Raw genomic sequence first — 25,285 nt, 5'->3', positions numbered from 1 at the left:
GCCCCCGGTCGACATCCCCGGGGGCGGCGGTTGCGACGGTGCTTCGCCGCGCGGCGAGAGCTACATCGTCGGCATGAAGATCTTCAGGCCGGTGCGGCCGCTGGCGTTCAGCGTGTTGCGCTCGATGAAGTCGCTCACGGACGACTTGCCGTCACCGGTGGTGATGGCGGTGTGGCCGTAGATGCTGCCCAGGCGCGTCGGGGTCTTCTCCCAGGTGAGGACGAGGCCGGGGATCTTCAGCGCCTCCTCGAGCGACATGTTCACCTGCTTGAACTTGTCACGCGGCAGGTTGTTGTCGATCTGGTTGCCGTTGCCCCAGACCTTGAAGCCGAAGGCGTCCTGGATGGCCTTGCTCACGCCGGTGGCGCACTTGCCCTGGCTGGTGTAGCCGCCGATGCTCAGCGCCGCCTTGCGGCCGGCCTCGGCCAGCTTGCGCATCGCGGGCGTCGCGTTGCCCGGGCCATTGGCCTTGGCGGCCTTCTCCATGGCCTCGAGCGTCGTCGGCCCGACCGAGCCCATCCCGCTGCCGGCGTCCAGCTTGTGCTGGCGCTGGAAGTCGGTCACCGCCCGCTTGGTGTCCGGCCCGAACTTGCCGTCGGCGTCGATGCCCAGCAGCTGCTGCATGTGCTTGACCGAGGCGCCCTGCATGCCCTGGCTCAGGTGCGTCTTGCCGGACTTCACGTCCGCCAGCGAGGGGGCGGCCTTCCACTGCGTCTTGCCGCCCTCGAAGGAGTCACCCGGCTGGGTCGGCTTCGGCTTGGCCGCGCGGTCCAGCGCCTTCTCCATCGCCGCGCGCGTCTTCGGGCCGAAGATGCCGTCGACCTCCAGGTTGTTCTTGCGCTGGAAGCTCTTCAGCGCGCCCTCCGTCTTCGGGCCGAAGATGCCGTCCTGCGCGCCCAGCTCGAAGCCCAGCTTCTCGAGCGACTTCTGCAGGGTCTTCACGTTGTTGCCGCGGCTGCCCTCCTTGAGCGTCGCGTTGGGCAGGTTGGCCCCGCCCGAGGGCTTGGACGGCGTCGAGGGCTTGGACGGCGTCGAGGGCTTGGTCGGCTCGGGGCTGGTGGACGGGGTGCCGCTGTCGCCACCGAAGTGCGGGGCCAGCGCCTGCGCGCGCGCCCACACGTCGTTGGAGTAGTCGTTGCCCGTGGTGCCGACATCCATGTTCTTGATGGTCTGCACGTTGCCCGGGCCGGAGTTGTACGCGGCCACCGCGCCGCGCAGCTGCTGCTCGGGCGGCCAGTCCGGGTGCGCCTTCTTCACCTGGTTCAGGAACGACTTGAGGATGCCGGCCGCCTGATCGATGTGCGCGGCGCTGTGCGGCCCGCCCTTCAGGTCGTGGTAGCGCTTGTCGACCTGCATGAGGCCGAAGCCGTTGCCGTGGTCACCGTAGCCCCGGCTGTCGAGCGCCGCGCCACCGCGCGACTCGCGGCTGGCGATGGCGGCGAGCAGGGCCGGCGGCAGGCCGTGCTTCTTGCCCGCGGCGGCGAACTCGTCCGCGTACGGCTGGATCCGCTTCAGGTCCGTCTGCGCCATCTTGCGCGAGGCAGCAACGCCGGCCTGCAGCCCGTCCTGGCGCGCGGTGGCCGCGGAGGCGCCCGTGGGGTTGTACTTGGACAGGATGGCGTTGGGGTTCGAGGCGGAGCGAGAAGTCGTCGCCGTGGCCTGCGTGCTCTGCGTACGAGTGGCGGAGGTGATGGACATGGGGCTTGGATTCTCTCTTGAAAGTCCCCGGGCGCACGAGTGACCCAACCGAGGGACTGATTTCTCTGGGTTATCGAGGCACCCATAGGGAAAGTTGCGCGAAACCGTCTGATCGCAATGGATCAGACACGCGCGAGCCCTGACCGAACAGTCTCCTGTGGTGGACGTCCCCGTTCGCAGTTGGAGACGGGGCTGCCGATTGAGCCGGCCAAGTGGCTGTTTTTCCTGAGGCTTTCAGGTGGCCTGCTTCCTGCTGTGGCGGCACCTCTCTTCCCACAGGAGACCGCACGCGATGTCTACCCCCACGGGTCCAACCAATCCCTACCGAGAACTGACGAAGGAGCAGGCGCTCACCTCCATGCGCCAGCTCCTGGCGGATGAGCAGCGCAACCCCTTCCTCATGGGGCAGCTTCTCAACTATGTGGCTGACAGCCGGCTGCTGGAGGGCTCGAAGTACGAGGCTCCGGTGGACTTCTTCTGCGACAACATCCGGGGGATCTCTCGCGCCGCCCTGCTGAGAGATGCCGCGGTGGCGCGCGAGTTCGGCTCCGAGCTCATCGCGCGCTTTGGTGTCACCCGCCTGGAGCAGCTGCTCGCCTACAAGAAGGCCGCTGGCATCTGCCTGAACCCGGAGGATCCGGGCTCGACCTATATCGTGGTGCCGCAGGACAACGGAGACCTGAAGCCCAAGCGCTTCGCGGGCTGCACCCTGAAGGAGCTGCGCAAGGCCCTGGAGCACCTGCGCTCGCCGGGCTCCTACCTTCCCCTCTCCTCTTCGGCTCGGGAGGCCTATGAGAGGTACCGCGAGGCCATCCTCCGCCGATGGCCCAAGGGCGTCCGGGTGCTGATGCGCAACGACGAGGGGGCGACGCTGATGAGCTTCGAGGGGATTCCGGTCTCGGAGGTGGAGGAGTTCCTCATGATGCTGCGGGAGCTGTCCCGCGGCGTGAAGGAGCGCTCCAAGGACGAGGAGCCGCCGCGGTCCCACTGACACTCACGGACGCGCTATCGTCCGGGCACTTCCCGGCCTCGAGGCCTCTCGCATGGATGCGCCCCCCCGCTTCGCCAAGAGAGTGTTGGAGTTCCGCTGCCTCGCCGACCGGTGTGAGGACACCTGCTGCGTCGGGCTCCGGGTGCCGGTGACCGAGGAGCGGCTGTGGCAGATCCGGGGCGTCGTGTCTGGCTCTCCTGATGCCGAGCGGGTGGAGTCGCTCCTGGTCCCGAATCCGGAGGGGCCTCCCGCGGAGCGCGCGTTCATCCAGATGCGCTCGGACGGGAGCTGTCCCTTCCTCGATGCCCAGCGGCTCTGCTCCCTGCATCGCGTGCACGGAGAGCGGGCCCTGCCCGACCCCTGCGTCACCTTCCCGCGCATCGTCTGGAGGTGGGGCGAGCAGGTGGAGGTGGCGGGCTCCCTTGCATGCCCCGAGATGGCGCGGCTGTTGTTGCTGGAGGAGGGCGCGCTGGAGCAGGTGCCCGGGCCCGTGGACCAGGTGCCTCGGCTGGAGGCGGCCCGGTCCCTGCCCGGAGAGCCGGCGGATGCGTACGTCCTGAACGCCGGGCTCATCCGCGCCGCCGCGCTGCGAGTCCTGAACCGGCGCGAGTTCTCCATCGCCTCGCGGCTCATGTTCCTGGGACAGCTGGCGTTCCGGCTGGACTCCGTCTTCCGGAGCGCCGAGCCCTTCGCGGGAACCCCGGCGGAAGCAGCGGAGGTGCTGCAGGCGCTGCTCCAGGGCTTCGAGGACCCCGAGGCGCTGGAGGCCATGCACCGGAGCTTCGCGGCCCTCCAGATTCCGGGAGGCCCCTGTGCCGGGCTGCTGGCGTCGATGCTGAAGGCGCGCAGGGCGGCGGCTCGGGGCGAGCGCTTCGGGCCCTTCGTCCATGGCGTGCTGATGTCGCTCTGGGGCTCCGACTCCGAGACGGAGGACACCTCTGGCGCGTGGCCTGCCTACGTCACGCGGTGGCGGCAGCTCGAAGCGACGCACGGAGCACGCGCCGAGCAGTACTTCCGGCAGTACCTCGTCGCGCAGTGGCTCCGCACTCCGTTCACGGAGGTGCCGAACCTGCTCGCCTACGTGTTCCGGCTGGTGCTGCGGGTGGCGATGCTCCGCCTCACGCTGGTGGGGCACCCGGAGGTGGCGGCGCTGTGCTCGCCGGAGCAGGGCACGGCTCCCGAGGCTTCCCAGGCCGTGCTGGACCGGGCCGCCGTCGAGTGCTTCTACCTCGTGTCCCGGCACGTCGAGCAGGCCCCCGACATCCTCGCCCTGGTGAAGGGGCTCGCGGGGGCCGGGGGCGAGGAGACGCTGGGCAAGGCCGTCGTCTTCGCGAAGTTCTGCTGAGCTACTTCCCGCCGTCCTTCGCCGCCTCGGGCGCGGGCTTCTCCGGCGTGGGCGGAGGCACGTCCGCTCCGGACAGCTCCCGCTCGTCCCGCATGAACTTGAAGGACGCGTTCTCGATGGCGTCGGGCGTCATGCCCGTGAGGATCGCTCCGGCCTGCTTCGTCCGCGCCTTGAGCGCCGTCTCCCCCAGCTCGTCGTGGATCTTCGTGAGCGCCACGTGGATCTCCGGATCGAACGGGTTGGTCGACAGCGCCTCCATGTACGCCGCCTTCGCCTTCGCCCAGTCCTTGCGGAACAGCATGATGCGGCCCAGGTGCACGTTGGTCCCCGGCATGCCCGGGTGCACCCGCAGCGAGCCGCGCAGCACCTGCTCCGCCTCGTCCAGCCGCCGCAGCTCCAGCAGCGTCAGCGCGTACTTGTTCGACACCGACTCGTACTTGTCGCCGACGATCTGGTACGCCTTGGCGTACTCCGCCGCCGCGGCCTTCACCCGGTTGCGCTCGCGCAGCAGCTCGCCCAGGTGCGCCAGCTTGCGCGCGGGCAGCTCCTGCACCTCCATGAAGTCTCCGAAGGAGATCTCCCGGCCCTTCTTGGGGTCCTCCTTGTCGTCCTCCTTGGCGTGCTCCTTCAGCACCACCTCCTCGCGCGGCAGCAGCTCCTTGGGGAAGGGCTGCTTCTTGATGTGCGCCAGCCACGCCTTCTCGAAGAGGCCGAAGGGCATGCCCACGGCCGCCTCCACCGCCTTGCGGTCCGTCTGCCCGTTGCGCAGCTCCTGGATGATGGTGCGGAAGCCCGCCGTGCCCTTCGTCTCGTGCACGTAGTGGATGGCGTAGAAGACTTCCGCGAACGCCAGCGCCGCGTCCTCGGCGTTGGGCAGCATCGCGATGGACGGGCTCATCTTCTCGAAGGGGACGAGCGAGTTCGCCTTCACCCGCTTGCCCAGCAGCGCCAGGGCGGACGGGTTCAGCCCCAGCCCACCGGGGCCGCGCCACCGGGACTCCAGGAACTTCGCCAGCCCCTCGTGCAGCCAGATGGGCACCTCGTTGTGGCTGGCCTGGCTGACCACCAGGTGGATGTACTCGTGCGCCAGCGTGTCCTGCCAGTCGTAGCCTCGCGCCACCGCCTTGGGGCTGGTCACCATCAGCTTGTTGAACTTGCAGATGGCGATCGTCCCCGTGGTGGAGATCTGCTCGTAGGTGAGGGTGCTCACCTTCGACAGCTCGCGCGCGTTGTTCACCACCTCCACGCGCACCTTGCCGCCCGGCGGCGTCCACCCCAGGTCCTCCTTCATGGCCCGGTAGATGGACTCCAGCGTCTCCAGCGCGTAGGGCACCAGGACCTCTTCCTTGCCCTTGGGGTAGTAGAAGACGAAGTGCTCGCTCTCCGCCTTCGCGTGGTTCTTCGTGAGGGCGAGCGTGTCCTTCGCCAGCCGCAGGTAGCTGCCCGGCTTGTCCTCGAGCCCCGCCTGCTGGAGCAGCTCCAGCGCCTCCGCGTAGCGCCCCTCCTCGAAGGCGATGCGCCCCCGGAAGTACTTCACCGCCTCGACGCTCTCCGGGACGAGCTTCTCCAGCTCCGCCAGCTCGCGGGTGGCGCCGACGATGTCCCAGCCGTCGATGGCATCCTCCACCTTGCCCAGGCGCGTCTTGACTTCGGTCCGGAGCTCGTCCTCCTCCTCGTCCGCGCGGGCCGGCGCGGCGGTGAGCACCAGCCCCAGGAGCCCCAGCATCGCCAGCACGCCCAACCCCTCCCGGCGGCGAGAGGGGGCTCGGCCCTGAATCTCCGGATGACGGCTCACTTCACCAGCTCCTCGTAGTAGCGCTTCACCTGCTCCCTGTAACGCTCGGGAGCCCCCTGCTTCATCGCGTCCAGCAGGTCCTTGCGGAACTCCTTGGGCGCCTGGAACGCGTCCTCGTCCGGCAGCTCCACCTTGTCGCGCGGATCCATGCCGTTGCCCTCGCGCCGGCCCATGCCCATGGGCAGCGGCAGCCCGCCCTGGCCCTGGCCCTGCTGGCTCTCCTTCATCTGCTGCTGGAAGCGCTTGAGCCCCTCCAGCGCCGCCTGCTGCTGGCCGTAGCCACGGCCTGGATCCTGGCCACCCATGCGCTGGGCCGCCTCGCCCATGCGCTGGCCGATCTCCTCCATCTGCTCGCCCGACTGCTGGCCGAAGACGGGCGCCAGCTGCTGGATCTCCTCCATCTGCTGGCGCAGCCCCTGGGCGCGCTGCTCGAGCTGCTGCTGCTGCTCGGAGAGCTGCTTGAGCTGCTGGCGCTCCTGCTGCCCCAGCTGCGAGCCCGGCTCCGGGAAGAGCGACTGCAGCTTCTGGTTCACCTCCTGCATCGTCTGCGCGTCCTTCTGGAGCTTCTGGGCCAGCTGCGCCGACTGCTGGCGCACCTCGTCCGGGTTGCCGAACATCTCGTCCAGCTTGCGCTGGTGCTCGCCCATGGAGGCGATCTGCTGCGCCATGTCCTCCGAGCGCTGCGCCGAGTCCGCCGCCAGGTCGAACGCGTCCGCCTTCAGCGCGTTCTTCAGGTTCTCCAGCTCCGCCTGGGCCTCGGAGAGCGGGCCGGCCGCGCGGCTGTTGAGCTGCTCCGGCTTGAGCTGCTCGTAGCTCTTCTCCACCTGCTCCACCTGCTTGAGCAGCTCCTCCTTCATGGCCTTGCCCTTCTCGCCCAGCCGCTCCCGGTTCTGGTTGCGCGCCTGGTCCCGCAGGGCCTTGGTGGCGTCGGCCACCTTCTGCTGCTCCTCCATCGTCTTCCGGAGGTCCTCCATGAAGTTGCCGAACTTCTGCGCCAGCTCCGGGTACTGCTTGTCACCCATCTCGCCCTGCGCCTTGTTGAGCGACTCCATCATCTTGTCCATCTGCATGGAGAGCTCCTGGAGCTTGGCGAGCGCCTCGTCCGCCTTGCCCTCGCGCATCAGCTTCTCCACCTGGTCCAGGCCGCTCTGCATGTCCTGGTCCTTCATCATCTCGGAGAGCGCCTCGGCGTTGAAGTGCTCGTCGCGGATGCCCTTGCGCAGCTCGGCCATGCGCTGCATCAGCTCGTTGATGCGCTGGCGCAGCTCGGCGATCTCCTGGAGGATCTGCTGGCGGGCCGCGTCGTTGGGGCTCTCCTTGTACTGCTCGATGAGCCGCGCCAGGTCGCGCCGCTCCTCGGCCAGCTGCTTGGAGAGCTCCTGGAGCGCCTCCAGCTTCTGTCTGTCCAGCAGGGACTCCAGGTAGAGGATGTCCTTCTCCGTCTCGGCGATCTCGTCCTTCACCGCGGCGGTGAGCCGGGTGCCGGTGCCGTAGTCCTCGCCGCGCAGCCGCTGGGTGCGCAGGTACAGGCGCCGGAAGTCCATGGTGGCGGAGATCTTCCGCGACATCCCATCCGCGATGTTGAGCAGCGCGCCCACCAGCTCCTTGGGCACGTCCCGCTCGCGGTTGAGGTCCTGCGCCAGCGCGCGCATGTCCGTCACGAGCTGCTGGCCGCTGACGTCCACCTTCTGGCCGGCGGTGACGCGCTCGGCGTCCTTCTTGTCCTCGTGGTCCGAGCCCTCCAGCCGGTCCGCGAGGTGGTCCACCAGCCGGCCCCAGAGCGCCTCGGCCTTCTGGAGCGCGGCGCGGCGGTGCTCGGCGGCGCTGTAGATGCGCAGCACCTGGGTGCGGCTGATGCCCCGCTTGGGGCCCTCCACCGCGTCGTTGTCCTTGGCCTCGATGTAGTAGGTGATGCGGTCGCCCGGCTTCACCGTGAAGCGGCCCAAGTCCCAGGTGTACGTGCCCTTGTTGCGCCGGCCGTCCTCGCGCGGCAGCGGCACGCGCGTCTCCTCCTGGGCGCCGGGCGTGCGGAACACGAGCGCCACCTCGCCCAGCCCGTAGTCGTCGCTGGCCTCGTACTTGAGCGTCACCTGCTGGCCGGGGTCCACCTCGAGCTCCGTGGCCGGGGTGAGCAGCGTCACCTGCGGCGCCGCGTCCGGCTCGACGTTGAGGGGGATGTCCGGGCCCACGACGGGCTTGCGCTTCTGGGTGTGGAAGACGAAGTGGTAGCGGCCCGTCTTCTTCGCCACGAAGGAGCCGGTCAGCTCGCGCTTGCCCTCCACCTTGAGCGGCAGCGTCTCGTCGTTGACGACGAGCTCTGCCTGCTCCACCTCGCGGTCCGAGCGCGTCTTGAGCACCACCTCGGTGCCGGCCGGCGCGCTCACCTCGCCGTTGGTGCCCGTCACCGTGCGGGGCGCCAGCCCCGTGTAGGCCGGGTAGCGGTACGTCAGCTCGATGTCTCCGGTGATGGGCTCGACCTGGGCGGCGGTCGCCACCTCGCGGCCCGCCTCCCACGCCTTCGTCACGCCCGCGCGCCAGCGGCCTCCGGCCAGCGCCAGGAGCACCACGCTCGCCAGCACGACGGCGCCGAGCACCTGGCCCACGCGCCGCACCCGCTTGCGGTCCACGACGGTGGCCGGGTCCACCTGCCGCGCCCGCCAGTCCATCTGGCTGAGGAAGGCGGCGACGAGCATCTGCGAGTGCTGATCCTTGCCGTGCTGCTGGGAGAGCTCCACCGCGGCGAGCACGTCCAGGGACAGCTCGGGCCGCCGCTCGCCGATGAGTCGCGCCGTGCGGACGTCATCTCCCACGAGCTTGCGGGACAGGACGATGCCCAGCGCGCACGCCACGGCGATGCCGGCGAGCGGGGAGAAGATCAGGATCCACCGGCCGAGGTCCGGCGTCACGAGCCCGAGGAAGCCGCCGGCAAGCCCGAGCACCAGGAAGGTGATGGCGCCGAGCATGCCTCCTTCCATCCAGAGCTGGCGCCGCTGGCGGGCGCGCACGGTGCCGAGCAGCGCCTCCACCTCGCGGGAGCGCAGCCGCGGGCGGGCCACGGCCTGGGCCTGTGGAGGCGGGGGAGGAGGTGGGAGTTCCGGGCCTGGGGTCTGCGGGGTTTCGACGGTCACAGTCTCGTCCGCTCAGTAGCGAGGCAACCCGCAGGTGGGCCGCCTATTTCCCAATTGTGTAGCAAGCTCCCGCCGCATGCGCGGCCCCTCGTGAGGAAGGGCCCTGGCGGAGAGGCACTCTGTCAGGCGCCGGAAGGGAGCAGGGGACGGAGGTTCAGCGGGTAGCAGAGCGGCGGGCCGAGCCGTCATCCGGAGGGTCGGCCTCCGTGGGGATTCCGCCCAGCTCCTCGGCGAGCGCGGTCAGCACGTCCTGGGTGTGGAGGATGCGCGCGCGGGTCATCTTGGACAGCGCCCGCTGCACGGCGGCCTCGACGGTGCCCGTGGAGGGAACATCCAGCGCCCGTCCGGCCTCCGTGAGGGCGAAGAGCGCCTTGCGCCCGTCGAGCGGATCCGACTTGCGCTCGAGGAGGCCACGCTTCTCCAGGCGCTTGAGGACGCCGGTGAGGGTGCTCGGGTGGACGTGGAGGATCTGCGCGAGCGCTCCCGCGGTGATGCCTGGGAAGCGGCCGACCAGGCGCAGCACCAGTCGCTGGGGACCGGTGATGCCCAGGGTGGACTCCATGCGCTTGGACGTGGACTGGAGGCCGTGATCCACGGCCCACAGCAGGCGCATGAACTCGAGGACCTCGCCCAGCTGAGGGCCGCGAGATTTCTCCTGCTGCTCGGTGGGCGATGGCTCGACGCTTACGTTTTCTTCCAGGTCCGCAGTCTCTTTCAACTCGGCCTCCGGGTTCCCCATCCGACAGTTTTAGCTCTATCCATCCTTTTCCACAGAGGAAGATCGATTGCACCCCCAAGAAGGGCCAGCCGCACAGCAGCCAGCCGAGCTTCCTGAAATGTGGATTGAGATGTAGGTCGAAATCCTACCTTTTCAATGTCCAGTGGCTTCTGCCCGCCAAGGACGCGTCAGTAGCTCACGCCGTCGAGCTGCTCGAGGATTACCTTGATGGCCTCCGGGGTGGTGCCGCTGCGCTTCGCGAGCTCCGGTGCTGAGTACGTCACGGCCTTTGTCGAGGGCGGGCGGTCCGCGTATCCCTCGATGACGACCGGGCCAATGTCTCCCGGCCATGGGAGGGCACGAAGGTCGCGCCATCGGCGCACCGGATCCAAGAGGGTGAAGCATGGCCAGGAGGGGAACCGAAGGGTGCCGACGTCACACCCGAGGAAACGGGTCTGATCGAGGTAGGCGCTGGTGAAATCGCACTCCGCGATACTGCCCTCGTCTGTATCCCGCCAGCTCCCGAAATCATTACCAATGAGGCGCCCGGTGAACCTGCAGCCGCTCAAGTGGGCCTGGCTCCACTTGAAGTTCTTCAGCTCCCGCTGAGCCTCCACGGTGCATTCCACGAGGTGCGCCCTGTTGATGTGGAGCCGCTCCGCGGGGACTCGGAGGACGAGGACGCAACGGCGAAGCGTGAGGTTGTGTCCAAGGAAGTAGAGGGCGTCTCTCGCAGTGAGTTCCAAGCGCTCGTTCTCGATGACGCGCTCTTCATAGATGACGTTGTTCAGCCACATCCCTGTGCCTCTCAGAACGTGATGAGTCGGAAGAGCTCATCCGTCATCCGTCGCCCGTGCAGCTCCATGTTCGATGCCGTCCCTGAGAGCACCTCGTATCGGTACCCTGTTGCTGGGTCAAACGCGTCGACCCCGGTTCGGCTCCACCTCAGGTGCTTGAACTGCTCCCTCAGTACATTCTCCACCCATCTGCCTCGGTACATTCGCTCCCAGAGGTTGGCTTCGAGGTACTTTCCCTGCGCTCTGGCGCGGTTGATGGCTTCGAGCTCGGCATCCGATAAATCGTTGCGGCTCCAGCCTTTCGCTGCACGCTGCGCCGCCGCCTGGAGCTCGTCTCCCACGGGATCCTTGGCAGGTAGCTCCTTGATGGACCTGTTCGCCGGCACGTGCCAGCGCTGACCATTCATGGAGACCTGCCGGTTGCCGCCTCGGTGGCGGATGATGGTGACGGCGCTCGCACGCGCTTCGGCGATTTCCGTCGCCTCCACCATCGCGGTGCCTCCACGAGCACTTGGGCTGCGCACCATGAGGGTGAAGGTCCCCTCCTCGGTCGCTGCCACCGCTTCCACCTCGCCAACCTCGGCGAGTCTCAAGCCCTGCGCCTCAGCCTGGACCGAGGCACGTGTGAAGCCCGGCAGCTTCGGCAGCTTCATGGCAAGGCTCGCCACGCTCCCACTCAGCGCCGCCGTCACGAGCATCACCAGCACTCGCGCGGTTTCCTCCCCCATGACCCGGCTGAAGCGCTGGCTCGCCACTTCGAGCTGCTCGAAGCGGGTAGATCGGTCCACCTCATGGACAAGGCGAGCCCACCCCTCCATCAGGCTCCACAGGGTGTGTACTGGCAACCACGCCAGGAGGGTCATGGTCAAAGCCGCTGCCAACGCTTTAGAGGCCGGTTCAGGTAACAGCCACAGCAGCAGATAGAAGCCGGCAGTCCACGCGATCATCGCCACCAACGCTTGTGGCGAGACCATGCCCGCGAGCGCAGTGCGGGTCTCCTTCAGAACTCCCTTCAAGGAAAGCGCCAGCGCCAGAGTGCGCAGATCATCTCTCTGCAAGGTAGGGCCATCGGTCAGCAGCCCCAGGCAATCACCCCCTTCGTAGTCGTGCTGGCACAAGCTCAAGTACTTGCGCCTCATCTCTGCCGCCGTTGCTGCATCCAGCGGACTGGTGTCCTCTAGCGGCATCAGTCGCACCACCTGCCCTCTCTCCACCTCTGCCAGCAGGTCGGCTTCCAGCCCGCCCTCCATCAGCCATCGCCCCGTCTCCTGGGGACTGTGAGATGGAGGAATTGTCGACGCCAGCATTCGCATGGCCTCGTGAAACTCTTCCTCGTCCACGGCCACAGGCTCTACTCCTGCGGTGCCAGAGGTGAGCACGCGCAGCTCGTACCGGGCCGCTGCCAGCGCTGCCTCGTACGGATCGATGCTCGCGGATGCGTGACGTGGCGTACTCGCGCATGCCGTGAGGAGTGCCAGGATTCCAGCGCCCAGCCGACGAGTTTGCATGGGGGACCTCCAACCAGGAGAGGAGCCTCAGGCTATGGGCACTTCAACGAGAGAGCGATGACTCTCCAGGTTTGCCTGGGAGAAGAAGGGCCGCTCCGCCATGTCGGCAACGGAGCGGCCCAGGTTACGGCTTCAGTGCTTCGACTTCTTCGGCGCGTCCGAAGCGCTGCTCTTCTCCGCCTGCAGCGTCGTGGCACCCGTCAACGTGAGGTACGGCTTGAGCTTCTGGAACTTCTTCTTCCCGAAGCCCTTCACGCGCACCAACTCCTCGATGCGCTTGAAGGGCTGCTTCTTCCGGCGCTCGAGGATGCGCTCCGCCGCCTTCAGCCCCACGCCCGGAAGGCGATCCAGCTCCTCCTTCGACGCCTCGTTGAGGTTCACCACTCCCGTGTACTGCGTGCGGCTGCGACCTGCCTCCGCCAGCCCGGGCCCACACAACACCAGCCCGAGCACCACCATCCACGCCACCCTGGCCGCACGCCCGCTCACGAGTGGCCTCCGATGAGCCCCGACTCCAGCCCCGCATCCGCCGGGAAGCGCCCCCCGGCCGCCTGCGCCCCGTCCCGCTTGTCCGCCGCCTCGCGCACGTGCAGCTTGCCGTCCAGCGGCAGCACGTCCAGCAGCACGTTCAGCGAGCCGTCCTTGTTCACGAAGGCGCTCCCCGCACGCACCCAGATGCTCCCGCCCTTGCCCTCCCGAATGGAGAACACCGCCAACCGCTTTCCTGCCGTCAGCATCTTCCTACCTCGCTCCTTCACTCTCCCCGCGCCACCGTGGCGCGGGCGCCTCATCGGCTTCGACCGCCTGAGGTCGCCCGCGTCTGGAGCAGCCGCCGTGCCAACGGTGTTTCCCTCTGAGCACACCTGGGCGCGCCCCTTACAGAGCACGCCGAGCGTCCACGATCGTGGACTCCAATGGACGGTGAGGCCTACCGCTTCGCGGCGCTCTTCTTCGAGGCCGGCTTCTTCCGGGCCGCCTTCTTCGCGGGAGCCTTCTTCGCCGCGGCCTTCCTCGGAGCTGGAGCCTCGACCTCGGTCTCGGTCTCGGCCTGCTGGCTCGCCGCCTTCGCCACGTCCTGCACGCTCTTCTCGTTCTGCTTCCGGAAGCGCTCGAACCCCTCCCGCGTGAAGAGGGAGCTGCCCTCGGCCTTCGCTCGCCGGAACACCTCCTTCAGGCCCTCGCGGTTGAGGCCCGGGTCCTTGAAGTACTCCATCGCCACGCGGCCCATCGCCCAGTTGGCCGCGAAGGCCGGCGCCACCGTGAGGATCGCGCCGAAGACGGGGACGAGCGCCTTGATGCCCTGCCGCGCCAGCAGGCCCACTCCCGCCGTGGTGCCCAGCTCGAGGATGAGCTCCCGCGCGGACGCCTTCGTCACCTTGCGCCCGTAGATGTGCCCCACCGTGACGACCATGCCCGTCTGGATGGGCAGCGTCAGCACCACGTCCGACAGCGGGAGCGGCGAGATGGCCACCAGCGCCGCCGCGTACGAGCACATGTTGATGACCTCTCGCGCCGTCTTGTCCCGCTCCTTCTCTGGCACCTTGCTGAAGTCCCGAGTCCGGATGTCATCCAATGTGTCGAGCCACGACATGGTCGTCCCCTCCTGGGCTGAAGCTCCGAGCATGATAGAGCGGGCTCGCCCTTCCTCGAAGGAGTCCTGTCTTGATCCGTGTCCTCCTCGTCACCCTGCTGCTCGCGGGCACATCCCCCGTCGCCGCTCCTCCCGCCCCCGATGCTCGCGCTGTTCATCAGTCGGCCATCGTCATCGATGGACACATGGACACGCCTCAGCGCTTCCTCGACGAGGGCTTCGATATCGGCTCGGAGACGCCCATCACCGAGGGCCACGTGGACCTCGCCAAGGCGCGCGCCGGCAACCTGGGCGGCGTCTTCTTCTCCATCTGGGTCGACCCCCAGGCGCACGCCGGCCGCGCCGCCCATCGCGCCCTGAGCCTCATCGACTCCGTCCACCGGCAGATTGAACGCCACCCCGATCAGATGGTGCTCGCCCTGTCCGCCCAGGACATCGTCGACGCGCGCTCGGGCGTCCAGAAGAAGCTCGCCACGCTCATGGGCATCGAGGGCGGCCATGCCATCGAGGACGACCTCCACCTGCTGCGCGCCTTCTACCGGCTCGGCGTGCGGTACATGACCCTCACCTGGTCCAACACGAACAGCTGGGCAGACGCCTCCGGCGACATCAACAACCCCAAGGTGAAGCACCACGGCGGCCTCACCCCCTTCGGCGAGGACGTCGTCCGCGAGATGAACCGGCTCGGGATGCTCGTGGACATCTCCCACGTCTCCGACGAGACGTTCTTCGAGACGTTGAAGGTGTCTCGCGCGCCCGTCATCGCCTCCCACTCGTCCGCCCGCGCGCTGACCTCCGCCCGCCGCAACATGACCGACGAGATGCTCCGCGCCGTGGCCGCCAACGGCGGCGTCGTGATGGTCAACTTCTTCTCCGCCTTCATCGACGAGGAGTTCAGCAAGGGCTACTCCGCCCAGGCGCGCGCCCGCGACGCCGCCATGGCGGCCGTGTCGGCGAAGCTGCGCAAAGCTGACCCTGGCACCCGCCTGCGCGCCTTCATTGCCACAGAGCGGCAGTGGGCCGGCAAGCTCGCGCGCCCACCCCTCGAGGCGCTCATCAACCACATCGATCATGTCGCCAAGGTGGCGGGTGTCGAACATGTGGGGCTCGGCTCGGACTTCGATGGCATCTCCTCCACCCCGGAGGGCATCGACTCCGTCGCGGACCTGCCTCGCATCACCGAGGCACTCCTGGCTCGCGGCTACACCCCCGAGCAGGTGCAGAAGATCCTCGGCGGCAACCTGCTGCGCGTCTTCCGCGAGGCCGAGCGCGTCAGCCAGACGTTGCGCGCTGAACAGGGCTCGCGTTGAGAGACGGCCCTCCGAGAAAAATCACGCTCGGAGTGGACGCTCGAGATCAATGCAAGCCCCCCGAGGTGCAGGGGGGTAGTCGCCACCCAGGGGCATGTACAGCTTGCGGCATCGACTCCGGGAGAGGGGTGGCGTCGTGGCGCTCAGGTTCTCTGTTCTGGCCTCTCAGCTCATGTATGACCGTGAAGCCGTCCTCAAGGCGGTCTCCTGGCCCGTGCTCGTCTGGGAGTCTCCGCCGCCCCGGCCGGATCCCCACCTGGGCTTCGTCGACTTCACGGTGCCCGACACGCGGCCCCGGCGGCATGGCGCCGCCGAGCCGCTCGTGTTCGAGCTTCGCAAGCGCACGATGGGTGGAGCCGACATCACCCTCGGTCGTGCTCCGGACTGCGATCTCGTCATCGAGGACGCCACCGTGTCGCGCCTCCACGCCTGCTTCCGCCAGGAGCCGCACACCGGCATGTGGCACGTGGTGGACGCCGAGAGCCACAACGGCACCTTCCAGGCCGGCGTGCTCATCGTCCCCGGCCGGCCCACGCCGCTGTTCGAGCGCGCCTCGCTGCGCTTCGGTGGCGTGGAGATGGCCTTCCTCCATGCCTCCGCGTTCGAGCAGTACGTTCATGCTCGGGCACTCACGCCCGTGCGCTTGACGTCCGTGGGCTGAACCCCCTAGAAGGGGCGCGCCTTTGGGTGCCCACGTCGGGCACGCAAGAGGGAAGCCGGTGGAAGTCCGGCGCGGTCCCGCCACTGTATGTGGGCAGCCCTGAAGGTCAGGGCCGGAGTCCTCGGCAGTCCCCACTCGGGAGCAGGGCTCCTGGGGAAGGGGGAGGGCTCCTTTCGGAGAGGCGCAGCGTGCGCTCTCGCGCCGGAGCCCATGAGCCAGGAGACCTGCCCAGAGGTCCGGTCGTCCTTGGAGACGCCACCGGTTGGCCTTCTCTCTTCGATGGAGAGAGCGGAAGGCGGAGCATGGGGCAGTCATTCCTCGCCACGGCCGCGGTGGGCCTGGCGCTCAGCCTGAGTGGAGTCGTACGGGCCCAGAGCGCGCCCGAGGCCGACGCCCCCATCTCCCCCGAGCCCGAGGGCGGCGAGGTCATCTCCGTTCCCACCGTGGAGGTCAGCGCGCCTCGCGTCGTCGAGCCACTGGACTCCGCGAGCCAGAGGGACCCCAGCGGCGCGCTCACCGTCATCCAGACGTCCGACTACGGCGGAGCCGCGAAGGATGCCGCCGAGGTGCTCTCCACCTCCACCGGCGTGCAGGTGCAGGACTCCGGCGGCTACGGGCAGAGCAAGAACGTGGTGGTCCGAGGCGCGGCTCCCACCGGCGTGGCCCTGCTGCTGGATGGGGTTCCGCTCAATGGCGCGGGAGGCATCGCCGATCTGTCCCGCGTGCCGCTGGCGCTGGTGGAGCGCTTCGAGGTGCTGCGCGGCGGGGCCGGCACGCGCTACGGCTCGGGCGGGCTGGGCGGCGTGGTGAACGTCATCACCCATCGCCCCGGCTCGGAGGCTCGCGTGGCCGGCGAGGCCACCTATGGAAGCTGGGGCACGCGCCTGGGTTGGCTGTCCGCGACGGGGCCGCTGGCCGGTGTGGAGGCGCTGCTGCTGCTGCACGGCGGTCAGTCCGAGGGAGACTTCTCCTTTCTCTTCGATCCGAGCCCGGCGTTTCCTGGCGATGCGCTCGTCGAGCGGCGCCGGACCAACAACGATGCGCGGGGCGCGGGCGGGCTGCTGCGGCTGAGGCATGAGCTGAGCGGTGGCTTCGAGGTGGACCTGCTCGGAGAGCTGTCCGCGGATGACCGGGGCCTGGCGGGCACCGCGACCAACCCGCTGCCGGACGCGAGGCAGAGCACGGGGCGCCTGGCGACGAGCCTGCGGCTGTCGGGAGAGCTCGAAGGCGCGCGAGGCTCCGCGCGGGCCTGGTTCCGGGGAGACCGCATCGCCCTGTCCAACGGGCCTCCGTCGGAGCAGGCCTCCCAGGTCCAGCGGGTGGGTGGAGCGGAGCTGGAGGCGCGCAAGCTGCTGGCGGGCTGGCACGGCGTGTCCGCGGCGCTGACGGTGTCCGCAGAGGACGTCACCGGCGTGGAGGACAACGCGGCGGATGGCGCTCGCCCGGGCTGGGTGCGCGCCAGCGCCATGGTGATGGACGAGATGGTGCTGGCGGGAGGACTCCTGCTCGTCGCGCCCTCCCTGCGCGTGGAGCGCGCGGGCTCGTACACGCTCTTGTCTCCGAAGGTGGGGGCCACGCTGGAGCTGCCCGGGGGCCTCGAGCTGCGAGCCAACGTCGGCCAGGCCCACCGCGCGCCCTCCTTCCTGGAGCTGTACGTGCGCCAGGGCGTGCTGCTGCCCAACCCCGCGCTGCGCCCGGAGCGCGCGCTGTACGCGGACATGGCGGTGGTGCACCGCACCGAGCACTCGCTGGCCTCCGTGGGCGGCTTCTACAGCCTCTACGAGGACCTCATCCTCTATGAGCTGTACCCGCCATTCGCCGCCAAGCCCTACAACTTCGCCGCCGCGAGCGTGACCGGGCTCGAGGCCGAGGGCGAGTGGCGTCCCTACCCCTGGCTGGCGGGCACGCTGGGCTACACGCTGCTCGTCTCGCGCAACCTCCGGGATGACCCGCGCTACTACCGCAAGGAGCTGCCGTACCGGCCCCGCCACAAGCTGAACGCGCGCGTGTCCGGTGGCCCGCGCTGGCTCACCGGGCGCGTGGAGGTGGCGGCGCAGTCCGCGCAGTTCACCAACCGCACCGAGGAGGCCGTGCTGCCGGGACGCACCTTCGTCCACGCCGGCCTCTCGAGCTCCTGGGGACGCTCGCCCGAGCTGACCGTCTCCGTGGAGCTGAAGAACGTCTTCGACGTGCACGCCGAGGACCTGGACGGCTACCCCCTTCCTGGCCGCTCCGCCTACGCGACGCTCGCGGTGGCGTTCGGCGGCCCTTCCCCCACGAACACCCAGCAGAGGATGGACTCGCGATGAGCAGCAGGCAGATGAGGATGGAGCAGACGACGGCTCCCAGGTGGTTGGCGCTGACGGTGGCGGCCTTCGGGCTGCTGCTGAGCGGCTGCCCGGACGAAGGCGTCGAGTGTGGCGAGGGCCTCACCGAGTGCTCCGGAGAGTGCGTGGACCTGACCAGCTCCACCACGGACTGCGGCGCGTGTGGCGTCGCCTGTGGGCCGGAGCAGGTCTGCTCCCAGGGGAGCTGCCAGCGCTGCGGCGAGGGCCTGTGCAACAACGACATCGTCGCCGCCTGCTTCAACACCGGCCAGGTGGTGGGCATCCAGTCCGGCTCGGACCTCAAGGGACCCAATCGCCCCCTCGGCGAGCGCCCGCAGTCGGTGGCCGCCATGCAGGACGTGCTGCTGGTGCTCGATGCCGCCAACAAGCTGCGCCAGGCCCGGCTGTCGGACTACGCCCCCCTGCCCGGCGTCCCCGCGCTCGACACGGGCGTCGCGCCCAACCAGCTGCTCGTCGAGGACCCGTACGTCTACGTCCTCAACTCCACCAGCAACACGCTGCTCGTGTTCCAGCGCAAGACCGAGCCGGGCCCGCTCACCGACGGTACGCGCTTCCCGCAGGGGCTCGGGCTGACGCCCGTGGCGTCCGTGGACTTCGGCGCCAACACCAACCCGTTCGCCATGGCCCGGATCGGCTCGGAGCTGTGGGTGACGCTCTATGGCAACCTGGGTGGCGACGTGTCCGCCGGTGGCAAGGTGGCGCGCGTGAGCCTGGCCAACCCGGCCCAGCCCCAGCTCGACACCTCGTACCTCCAGCTCCCCGGGGGCGCCGCGCTCCAGCCGTTCCAGGGCAGCAGCCCCATCCCCTCGCCCTCGGGCATCGTCGCGCACAAGGGGCGCCTCTATGTGGCCCTCAACAACCTGGACCCGAACACCTATGGCCCCGGCGGCCCCGGGCTCGTCGCCCGCATCACCCCGGAGACGCGCGAGGTGACGTACCTGCCGCTCGGCAACGACTGCCTCAACCCGGGCTGGCTCGCGCCCGTGGCGAACAAGCTCCTGGTGAGCTGCGCCGGCAAGGCCACCTATGACGCCAGCTTCAACCTCGTGGCGGTGGAGAAGACGTCCATGGTGCTGCTCGACGAGCAGGACGCCGTGGTGTCCACGCAGCTCATCGCCTGCCCGCCGACCGGCGGCACCTGCGCCCTTCCGTCCGCTGGCCGCTTCGCCGTGGTGGGCAGCCGGGCGTACGTGGGAGACAACAACGCGGGCCGCATCTTCGTCTATGACGTCTCCGGCTCGCAGCTCGTCGAGGTGCGCGGCCTCGGTCCCTCGAAGCCGGCGCCCATCCCCGCCTGCCAGCGGGAGGCCGGCTTCTCCCTCGTCAGTGACGTCGTCGCCATTCCCTAGGAGCCCCGCATGATGCCGCGCCTCGCCTCACTGCTCCTGCTCGCCGTGCTGGGCTTCTCCAGCGCGGCGGGTGCCGCCCCTCCGCAAGCCGCGCCCCGCTTCCTCGGGCCGAAGAAGGAGGGGAAGGTGAGGCGCGTGGTGACGCTGGCCCCGTCCCTCACGGACATGGTCATCGCCATGGGGGCCCGCGACACGCTCGTGGGCGTCTCCCGCTTCGATACCGACAAGGCCGTGGCGGACCTGCCTCGGGTGGGGGGCTTCGTGGACCCTTCCGTGGAGGCCGTCATCGCGCTCGAGCCGGACCTCGTCCTCGTCCAGCCGGGGCCCGGCAACCAGCGGCCCGTGGAGCGCATGGCGGAGCTGGGCGTCCCCGTGCTCCTGCTGCCCCTGCACAGCGTGGCGGACACGCTCGCCGCCCTGCGCGCGGTGGGGCAGGCGCTCGGACATATAAAGGAGGCGGAGGCGCTCAGCTCCCGCATCGAGGCCACCCGCGCCCGGATCCGCGAGGCGGCGAAGAAGCTCCCCACGCGCCGGGTGCTCCTGGCCTATGGCTTCGAGCCCCTCGTCGTGGCCGGGCCCGGCTCCTTCGCAGACGAGCTGCTGCGGGACGCGGGCGCCATCAACGTCGCGGGCGATGGCGGCTCCGCATACCCCGTCTACTCCGTGGAACGCGCGGTGCGCATCCGCCCGGACGTGGTGGTGGACGCCGCGGATGTGGACGTGGGCAAGGAGAAGATCCAGTCTCTGCCCGGGCTGTCCGACGCGCGCTGGGTGGAGGTGCCCTCCTTCGCGCTGCTGCAGCCCGGGCCCTCGCTGGCGCGGGGGCTCGAGGAGCTGTTCGGCTTGCTGCATCCGGGCGTCCAGGTTCGCTGAGCCGCCCGCATCGCCCGAGAGGGGCTGGCTTGGTTCCGGAGCGGAGGACAGGGGCGTGAGGCAAGAGGGCAGGGGCGTGAGTGCCTCGCGCATCCTGGGCCTGTGTGTCGCGGGGCTGGTGCTCACCGTGCTCGCCTTCGCCCTGGCCGTCCGCTTCGGCGAGCAGCCCATCTCCCTCTCCAAGGCGCTGGGCCAGCCGAAGTCCACGGACGCCGTCATCTTCTGGTCCGTGCGTCTGCCTCGTGCCCTGCTGGGCCTCATCGTCGGCGCGGGGCTCGCCGCCTCCGGCTCCACCCTCCAGGGCCTGCTGCGCAACCCGCTCGCGGACCCCTTCGTCCTCGGCGTCTCGGGAGGCGCGGCCCTGGGCGCCACGCTCGCGCTCGCCTTCGGCCTGGCCACCGTGGGGCAGGTGGCGCCGGGGCTGATGGGGGGCCTGTCGCGGCTCTCCGGCCCGGCGCTGCTCGCGTTCCTGGGCGCTGGCGGCTCCGTGCTCTTCGTCCTGGCCGCCAGCCGAGGCCACTCCGCCCGCGCGCCCTACGCCGCGCTGCTCACGGGTGTCGTCTTCAACGCCTTCGCCTCCGCCGCCATCACCCTGATCAAGACGCTGTCGGATCCGGACCGGCTGGGGGAGATCCTCTTCTGGCTCGCCGGTGCGCTCGGCCACGAGCGCGGGGCCACGCTCGGGCTCGCCGCGCTCCTGCAGGCCGTCACCATCGGCGTCATGATCGCGCTGTCCGGCCGGCTCAACCTGATGACGCTCGGGGATGATGACGCCTCGGCGCTCGGAGTCCCCGTGGCGCGCACCCGGCGCCTGCTCCTGCTGGCCACCAGCGCCAGTGTCGCCGGGGCCGTGGCGCTCACCGGCCTCATCGGCTTCGTGGGGCTCATCGTCCCGCACGTGCTGCGGCTCGCCTTCGGTCCGGATCAGCGGCTGCTGGTGCCGCTCTCCGCGCTGGGCGGCGCCGCGTTCCTGGTGCTGGCCGATCTGCTGGCGCGCGTGTCCTTCGCCTTCTTCGGCTCCGAGCCGCCCGTCGGCGTCATCACCGCGCTGCTCGGCGGCCCGCTCTTCATCGCCCTGCTGTACCGGCGCGGCGGCCCCCTCGGCGGGTGACGGCCCCGCACGGCCTGCCCCTGGCTACCGGGCCCCCGCCGCCGACGCCAGGCGCGCCACGTTCGCCAGCGCCTCGATGTGCACCATGCGCTTGCGCGTCTCATGCTCGGTCAGGAAGATGCGCAGCGCCTCGCGGATGAAGGGCAGGGACCGCAGGAGCTTCTCCTCGTCCAGGATCTCCGGATCCACGTTGGCGCGGTGGCACGCGCGCGCCACGGTCGTCGCGGCGATCACCGGAGGCAGGCCGCTGCACGCCACCACGCGATCGAACAGCGTGCCCGGGTTGGCCTCCGCCTTCGAGGGGGCGCGCGGCGTCGTGATGGCCGGGAGCTCGGACTCCGTCGTCCGCCGCCGCAGCAGGTTGCGCACCTGGGAGCGCAGCAGCGACAAGTCACTGGCCTTGGGACAGAACGCATCCACCCCGGCCGCGAGCGCCTCCGCCATCGTCTGGCTCTCGAAGCGCGCGGTGAACATCAGCAGCGGCACGGTGGCCATCTTCGGGTTGGAGCGGATGATGCTCGAGGCCGCGATGCCATCCATCCCTGGCAGCACCAGGTCCATCAGGATGCAGTCCACCATCTGGGTCTTGAGCAGCGCGAGCGCCTCCTCGGCGGTGCCCGCGGTGATCAGCTCGTGCCCATCCTTGCGCAGCTCCTCCATGACGGCGTGGAGGAAGGTGGCGCTGTCATCCACCAGCAAGACCCGGCGGCGGCGCGGGACGGCTGCCAGCCTCGGCTCGGTGTCTACGGGTGTCATACGGATTCTCCCTTGGGGAAATCCCCGGAGCTGCCCCCCTGGCTGAAGGTCGAACCTGAATGGAGGTGCGGGGGTGTCGGATACTTCTGAGCGGAGCTCACCTCTGTAGGTTTTGCAGTGAGGGGCCCCGTCTGGATCGCGGAATTTTCCTGCTCCACTGCGGAGAGCTGATGGACGGGCTCCTTTTCATCTTCCCCGCCAACACCCGGAGTGTTGCCGGCCTTTCCGAGTCGTGTGGGAGTTCTGTTATTGCGAACACGTTGCGTGCGTCGCCGTGTCATTTCCGTGACGAACCGGTCGAGCGTTGGCAAGGCGACATGCGTACGTGACGCGCAAGGCACGCATGAGACTCGAGTCTCAGGGGTGGGCTTCCCACACGGGGAACCCCCGTGTCGTCATGGCGCTACTGCAGCACCGTGAGCCGGAAGGCGTGGCGCAGGTGCGAGGGATGGGTGATGTCTCGTCCCGGGAACGACCAGCCCTTCACGGCGCTGACGATGCAGCTGGCGAGCTCGCTGTCTCCAGTCGTGTTGCTGGTGGCCTGCGCCTTCTCGACGTAGCCCCCGAGCGTCATGTCCCACTCCACGACGACCTCGCCCTGGATGCGAGGGGAGCGGGCGCGCGCGCGGGCGAAGCAGCTCTCGATCTGCGAGGTGTTCTGTCGGATGACCGCGAAGGCGGGGTCCTCGCGCTGGGTGTTCTGGGCGTGCTGCTCCGAGGGCTCGTCGCGCGGCGGCCGCTGAGGCTGCGGCGTCTCCGGGGCGGGAGGCGGCGGCTTGGGGTTCTCGACGGGGGCGGGCGGCTTGGGAGCGCGCCCCGTGGCTCGCGGGATGACAGGGGTGCTGCTCAGGGACAGCGCCAGGAGTGCCATCGCCAGCGGGTGGGCCATGGCGGTCGGATCTAGCACAGGGAGCGTGGGAGCGACGCTGGGGGAGGAATCGGTCGCTCCATGTTGGCAAGCAGCCGCTTCGTGTTCGATCGTTGGCTTCCTATGACTCCGAAGCTGCCCGGGTTGCTCGTCCGCTACATCCAGGAGAAGCGGTGCGTGGTGTTCGTCGGCGCGGGCCTGTCGGCCGGGGCCGGGCTGCCCATGTGGGGCAAGCTGCTCGAGCTGAGCATCGAGGAGCTGGGGCGCGCGCTGCCGGACGGGGAGAGCCACCAGGACGAGCTCCGGGAGCTCGTGAAGCGGGGCAAGCTGCTGGAGGTGGCGGAGTTCTGCCGGGAGAAGCTGGGCTCGTCCTACCACCAGTTCCTCACGGAGAAGGTGCGCGGAGACCAGGCCGCGCTCCCCAGGACGCACGAGCTGCTGATGCACCTGCCCTTCAGCGCGTGGGTGACGACCAACTACGACAAGCTGCTGGAGCGCGCCTACTCGAAGGTGCTGGGCGGCTATCCGCGGACGCTGACCCACAAGGACACGGAGGCGCTGGGCCGGCTGCTCTTCGAGGGCGGCCGGTTCATCCTCAAGGCGCACGGGGACATCGATCAGCCCAACACGGTGGTGCTCACCTCGCACGACTACAGCGAGATCATCCACGCCAACCCCGCCTTCAACGAGGCCTTCACCGGCCTGCTGCTCACCAAGGCACTCTTCTTCGTGGGCTACTCGCTGTCGGATCCGGACTTCCGGCTGCTGATGGACCGGCAGCTCACCCACTTCAAGGGCTTCGTCCCCGATCGCTTCGCGCTGATGATGGACGTGGGGCCCGTGGAGCGGGAGGTGCTCTGGCGCACGGCGCGCATCCGCGTCATCTCCTATGAGAAGGACCGGCACGAGCAGGTGCTGCACTTCCTGGAGTCGTTGCAGTCCGCGGTGCTCCCGCCGCCGCCGCCGCCCCAGGGTGGGGGTGTGAAGCACCAGGCCCCCGTGCCGGCAACGGCCGGGTCCGTCTCCGGGGTCGTCTCGCACAACCAGGCCGTGCCCGCGAAGACGGGGCCTGCCTGGCTGAGCTTCAACCAGACGCCCGAGGCCGCGCCGGCGGCAGCCCCGGCTCCGATTCCGTCTCCGGCGTCCGCGACGAGCAAGCCGCCCGCCGCGCCCCCGGGTGCCGCGCCTCCTCAGACGGCCCAGACCTTCAAGCCCTCGTTGGAGTCGTTCTCCCTGGATGACGAGCTGGGGGACGCCTTGGAAGAGGGCGTGCCGGCCGAGTCGGTGGCCGAGGAGCTCCCGCTGGATGCTTCCGGGCCGGACATGCTCGCCCTCGGCAGGTTCAAGAACGGGCTGGTGAAGCTCCGGCTGAGCCGCCAGGGCCGGGAAGTGGCCGAGGAGATCGGGCGAGCGGCGTTGAACCGGGAGATGGCGCTGGTCCTGCAGCAGGCCGTGGGTGAGGGCCTGGGCGGGGAGCTGCCGGCCTCGCGCTACGCGGAGCTCACGCGGGTCTTCGAGCGGCAGGAGGTGCGCAAGGTCCTCGACGTGCTGGGAGCCAGCGGCGCCGCGTCGCAGGAGCCGCTCCTGCTGCGTGTGCCTCCCCGCCTGTCGCGCTTCCCCTGGGAGCTGCTGCCCATCCAGGGCCAGCCGATGTGCCTCCAGCGCAAGCTGGTCCGTGTGCCCGTCGGTGTCCCGGCCAAGTCCCGAGGGGCTCCTCCGGTTCGTTCAGCTCCTCGCGTCCTGCTCGTCGAGGGACGAGGCGCGGCTGGAGGTGGTTCGGCCCGCGAGCTCGAGCGCATCGCACGGCAGTACCAGGGCGCGCGCGGGTTCTCCTGCACCGTTCTCCAGGGCTCGGACGCGACCTTCACCCGCGTCATGGCGGAGCTGGATGCCGCGCTGCCCGATCTCCTCCACTACACGGGCTTCGTGGGCCGCAGGGACGGCGAGCTCTTCCTGGGGCTCGCGGGGGACGTGGACCTCTCGGAAGGCACCTTGCGCTCCATCCTCAGCCGCGGACGCCTGCCGTTCCTGGTGCTGAACGCCCCCTCCTCGGCGTTCGCTCCGCCGGTGCTGGGGTGGTACCTCACGGACGCTCGCGCCCAGCGGATGCCCGCTCCCATCTCCCCGGGCACCGTCTTCGAAGGGCGCGAGGGCTTCCTGGACATGGCCACCGAGCTGGGCGTGGGCGCCTTCGTCGGAGCCTTCGACATGCCGGGCGCGGAGGCCGGAGCGACCTTCATGGCCGCCCTTCACCGCGATCTGCTCACCGGCCTGCCCATCGCGGACGCCGTCCTTCGAGCCCGGCAGGAGGTCCGCAAGGCGTTTCCGGACAGCCCCACGGCCCTTCAATACGTCCTCAGTGGCAATGGGGAGCTGCAGCTCTGGGACTCGCGCCGGGAGGATAGCCTGGAATGACGCGTTGCGATACGCCTCCTTCC

20 protein-coding genes and 1 riboswitch are annotated in these 25,285 nt (G+C 69.4%); of the genes, 9 read left to right on the top strand and 11 right to left on the bottom strand.

Features of this window, described 5'->3' with window-relative positions; genetic code table 11:
• Positions 1 to 60 precede the first annotated feature (60 nt).
• Entirely contained in the window at positions 61 to 1,698 is a 1,638-nt protein-coding gene (locus tag KY572_RS48140) for a peptidoglycan-binding protein (protein ID WP_224244626.1), read from the bottom strand.
• Positions 1,699 to 1,990: 292 nt separating this feature from the next.
• On the opposite strand from KY572_RS48140, the gene KY572_RS20700 reads away from it, so the two are divergent.
• Complete coding sequence (locus KY572_RS20700) at positions 1,991 to 2,689, top strand: hypothetical protein (RefSeq protein WP_224244625.1); 699 nt, start codon at positions 1,991 to 1,993, stop codon at positions 2,687 to 2,689.
• Positions 2,690 to 2,741: 52 nt separating this feature from the next.
• Positions 2,742 to 4,034, top strand: coding sequence for a flagellin lysine-N-methylase (fliB, locus tag KY572_RS20695; protein WP_224244624.1), 1,293 nt, complete (start codon positions 2,742 to 2,744; stop codon positions 4,032 to 4,034).
• 1 nt (position 4,035) lies between these two features.
• Here the strand turns inward: fliB and KY572_RS20690 are convergent, their stop codons facing one another.
• The 8 genes from KY572_RS20690 to KY572_RS20655 form a co-directional block, all read right to left on the bottom strand.
• Positions 4,036 to 5,760: a peptidase MA family metallohydrolase gene (locus KY572_RS20690; RefSeq protein ID WP_224244705.1), complete on the bottom strand. Its 1,725-nt coding sequence runs from the start codon at positions 5,758 to 5,760 to the stop codon at positions 4,036 to 4,038.
• 65 nt (positions 5,761 to 5,825) lie between these two features.
• On the bottom strand, positions 5,826 to 8,957 hold the full coding sequence (locus tag KY572_RS20685) for a DUF4175 family protein (RefSeq protein ID WP_224244623.1): 3,132 nt from the start codon (positions 8,955 to 8,957) through the stop codon (positions 5,826 to 5,828).
• A 154-nt stretch (positions 8,958 to 9,111) separates the two neighbouring features.
• The gene (locus tag KY572_RS20680) at positions 9,112 to 9,696 is read right to left on the bottom strand and encodes a MarR family winged helix-turn-helix transcriptional regulator (protein ID WP_407659981.1); all 585 of its coding nucleotides are present in this window, start codon (positions 9,694 to 9,696) and stop codon (positions 9,112 to 9,114) included.
• A gap of 167 nt (positions 9,697 to 9,863) precedes the next feature.
• Positions 9,864 to 10,472, bottom strand: a complete 609-nt coding sequence (locus KY572_RS20675) for a hypothetical protein (RefSeq protein ID WP_224244621.1) — start codon at positions 10,470 to 10,472, stop codon at positions 9,864 to 9,866.
• Between the two features lie 11 nt (positions 10,473 to 10,483).
• Positions 10,484 to 11,980, bottom strand: coding sequence for a SitA5 family polymorphic toxin (gene sitA5, locus KY572_RS20670; protein ID WP_224244620.1), 1,497 nt, complete (start codon positions 11,978 to 11,980; stop codon positions 10,484 to 10,486).
• Between the two features lie 132 nt (positions 11,981 to 12,112).
• The gene (locus KY572_RS20665) at positions 12,113 to 12,469 is read right to left on the bottom strand and encodes a ComEA family DNA-binding protein (protein ID WP_224244619.1); all 357 of its coding nucleotides are present in this window, start codon (positions 12,467 to 12,469) and stop codon (positions 12,113 to 12,115) included.
• A complete protein-coding gene (locus tag KY572_RS20660; RefSeq protein ID WP_224244618.1) occupies positions 12,466 to 12,717 on the bottom strand; it encodes a hypothetical protein in 252 nt (83 codons plus the stop codon). The genes KY572_RS20665 and KY572_RS20660 overlap by 4 nt, the downstream gene beginning before the upstream one ends.
• Positions 12,718 to 12,908: 191 nt before the next feature.
• The gene (locus tag KY572_RS20655; protein ID WP_224244617.1) at positions 12,909 to 13,571 is read right to left on the bottom strand and encodes a YcjF family protein; all 663 of its coding nucleotides are present in this window, start codon (positions 13,569 to 13,571) and stop codon (positions 12,909 to 12,911) included.
• A 71-nt stretch (positions 13,572 to 13,642) separates the two neighbouring features.
• On the opposite strand from KY572_RS20655, the gene KY572_RS20650 reads away from it, so the two are divergent.
• The 6 genes from KY572_RS20650 to KY572_RS20625 all read left to right on the top strand — a co-directional run bounded on the left by KY572_RS20650 (position 13,643) and on the right by KY572_RS20625 (position 21,223).
• Entirely contained in the window at positions 13,643 to 14,881 is a 1,239-nt protein-coding gene (locus tag KY572_RS20650) for a dipeptidase (protein ID WP_224244616.1), read from the top strand.
• Positions 14,882 to 15,017: 136 nt separating this feature from the next.
• A complete protein-coding gene (locus KY572_RS20645) occupies positions 15,018 to 15,542 on the top strand; it encodes an FHA domain-containing protein (protein WP_224244615.1) in 525 nt (174 codons plus the stop codon).
• Between the two features lie 7 nt (positions 15,543 to 15,549).
• Positions 15,550 to 15,788, top strand: a riboswitch (cobalamin riboswitch).
• 56 nt (positions 15,789 to 15,844) lie between these two features.
• Entirely contained in the window at positions 15,845 to 17,851 is a 2,007-nt protein-coding gene (locus KY572_RS20640; protein WP_224244614.1) for a TonB-dependent receptor plug domain-containing protein, read from the top strand.
• Entirely contained in the window at positions 17,848 to 19,239 is a 1,392-nt protein-coding gene (locus KY572_RS20635) for a hypothetical protein (RefSeq protein ID WP_224244613.1), read from the top strand. Before KY572_RS20640 ends, KY572_RS20635 begins: the two co-directional genes overlap by 4 nt.
• Before the next feature lie 9 nt (positions 19,240 to 19,248).
• Entirely contained in the window at positions 19,249 to 20,112 is an 864-nt protein-coding gene (locus KY572_RS20630; RefSeq protein ID WP_224244612.1) for an ABC transporter substrate-binding protein, read from the top strand.
• 55 nt (positions 20,113 to 20,167) lie between these two features.
• Positions 20,168 to 21,223 (top strand): FecCD family ABC transporter permease, encoded by a 1,056-nt coding sequence (locus KY572_RS20625; RefSeq protein ID WP_407659980.1) that lies wholly within the window; start codon positions 20,168 to 20,170, stop codon positions 21,221 to 21,223.
• Positions 21,224 to 21,247: 24 nt separating this feature from the next.
• Here the strand turns inward: KY572_RS20625 and KY572_RS20620 are convergent, their stop codons facing one another.
• A complete protein-coding gene (locus tag KY572_RS20620) occupies positions 21,248 to 21,979 on the bottom strand; it encodes a response regulator (RefSeq protein WP_224244610.1) in 732 nt (243 codons plus the stop codon).
• A 403-nt stretch (positions 21,980 to 22,382) separates the two neighbouring features.
• Entirely contained in the window at positions 22,383 to 22,868 is a 486-nt protein-coding gene (locus tag KY572_RS20615; protein ID WP_224244609.1) for an AgmX/PglI C-terminal domain-containing protein, read from the bottom strand.
• Between the two features lie 102 nt (positions 22,869 to 22,970).
• On the opposite strand from KY572_RS20615, the gene KY572_RS20610 reads away from it, so the two are divergent.
• On the top strand, positions 22,971 to 25,262 hold the full coding sequence (locus KY572_RS20610; RefSeq protein WP_224244608.1) for an SIR2 family NAD-dependent protein deacylase: 2,292 nt from the start codon (positions 22,971 to 22,973) through the stop codon (positions 25,260 to 25,262).
• Positions 25,263 to 25,285: the final 23 nt, after the last annotated feature.

It is taken from the genome of Hyalangium gracile, from assembly GCF_020103725.1.
GTDB classification, from domain to species: Bacteria; Myxococcota; Myxococcia; order Myxococcales; family Myxococcaceae; genus Hyalangium; species Hyalangium gracile.
The sequence above is the reverse complement of the archived record's forward strand: the minus strand, read 5'-3'. Positions and strand labels throughout refer to the sequence as shown.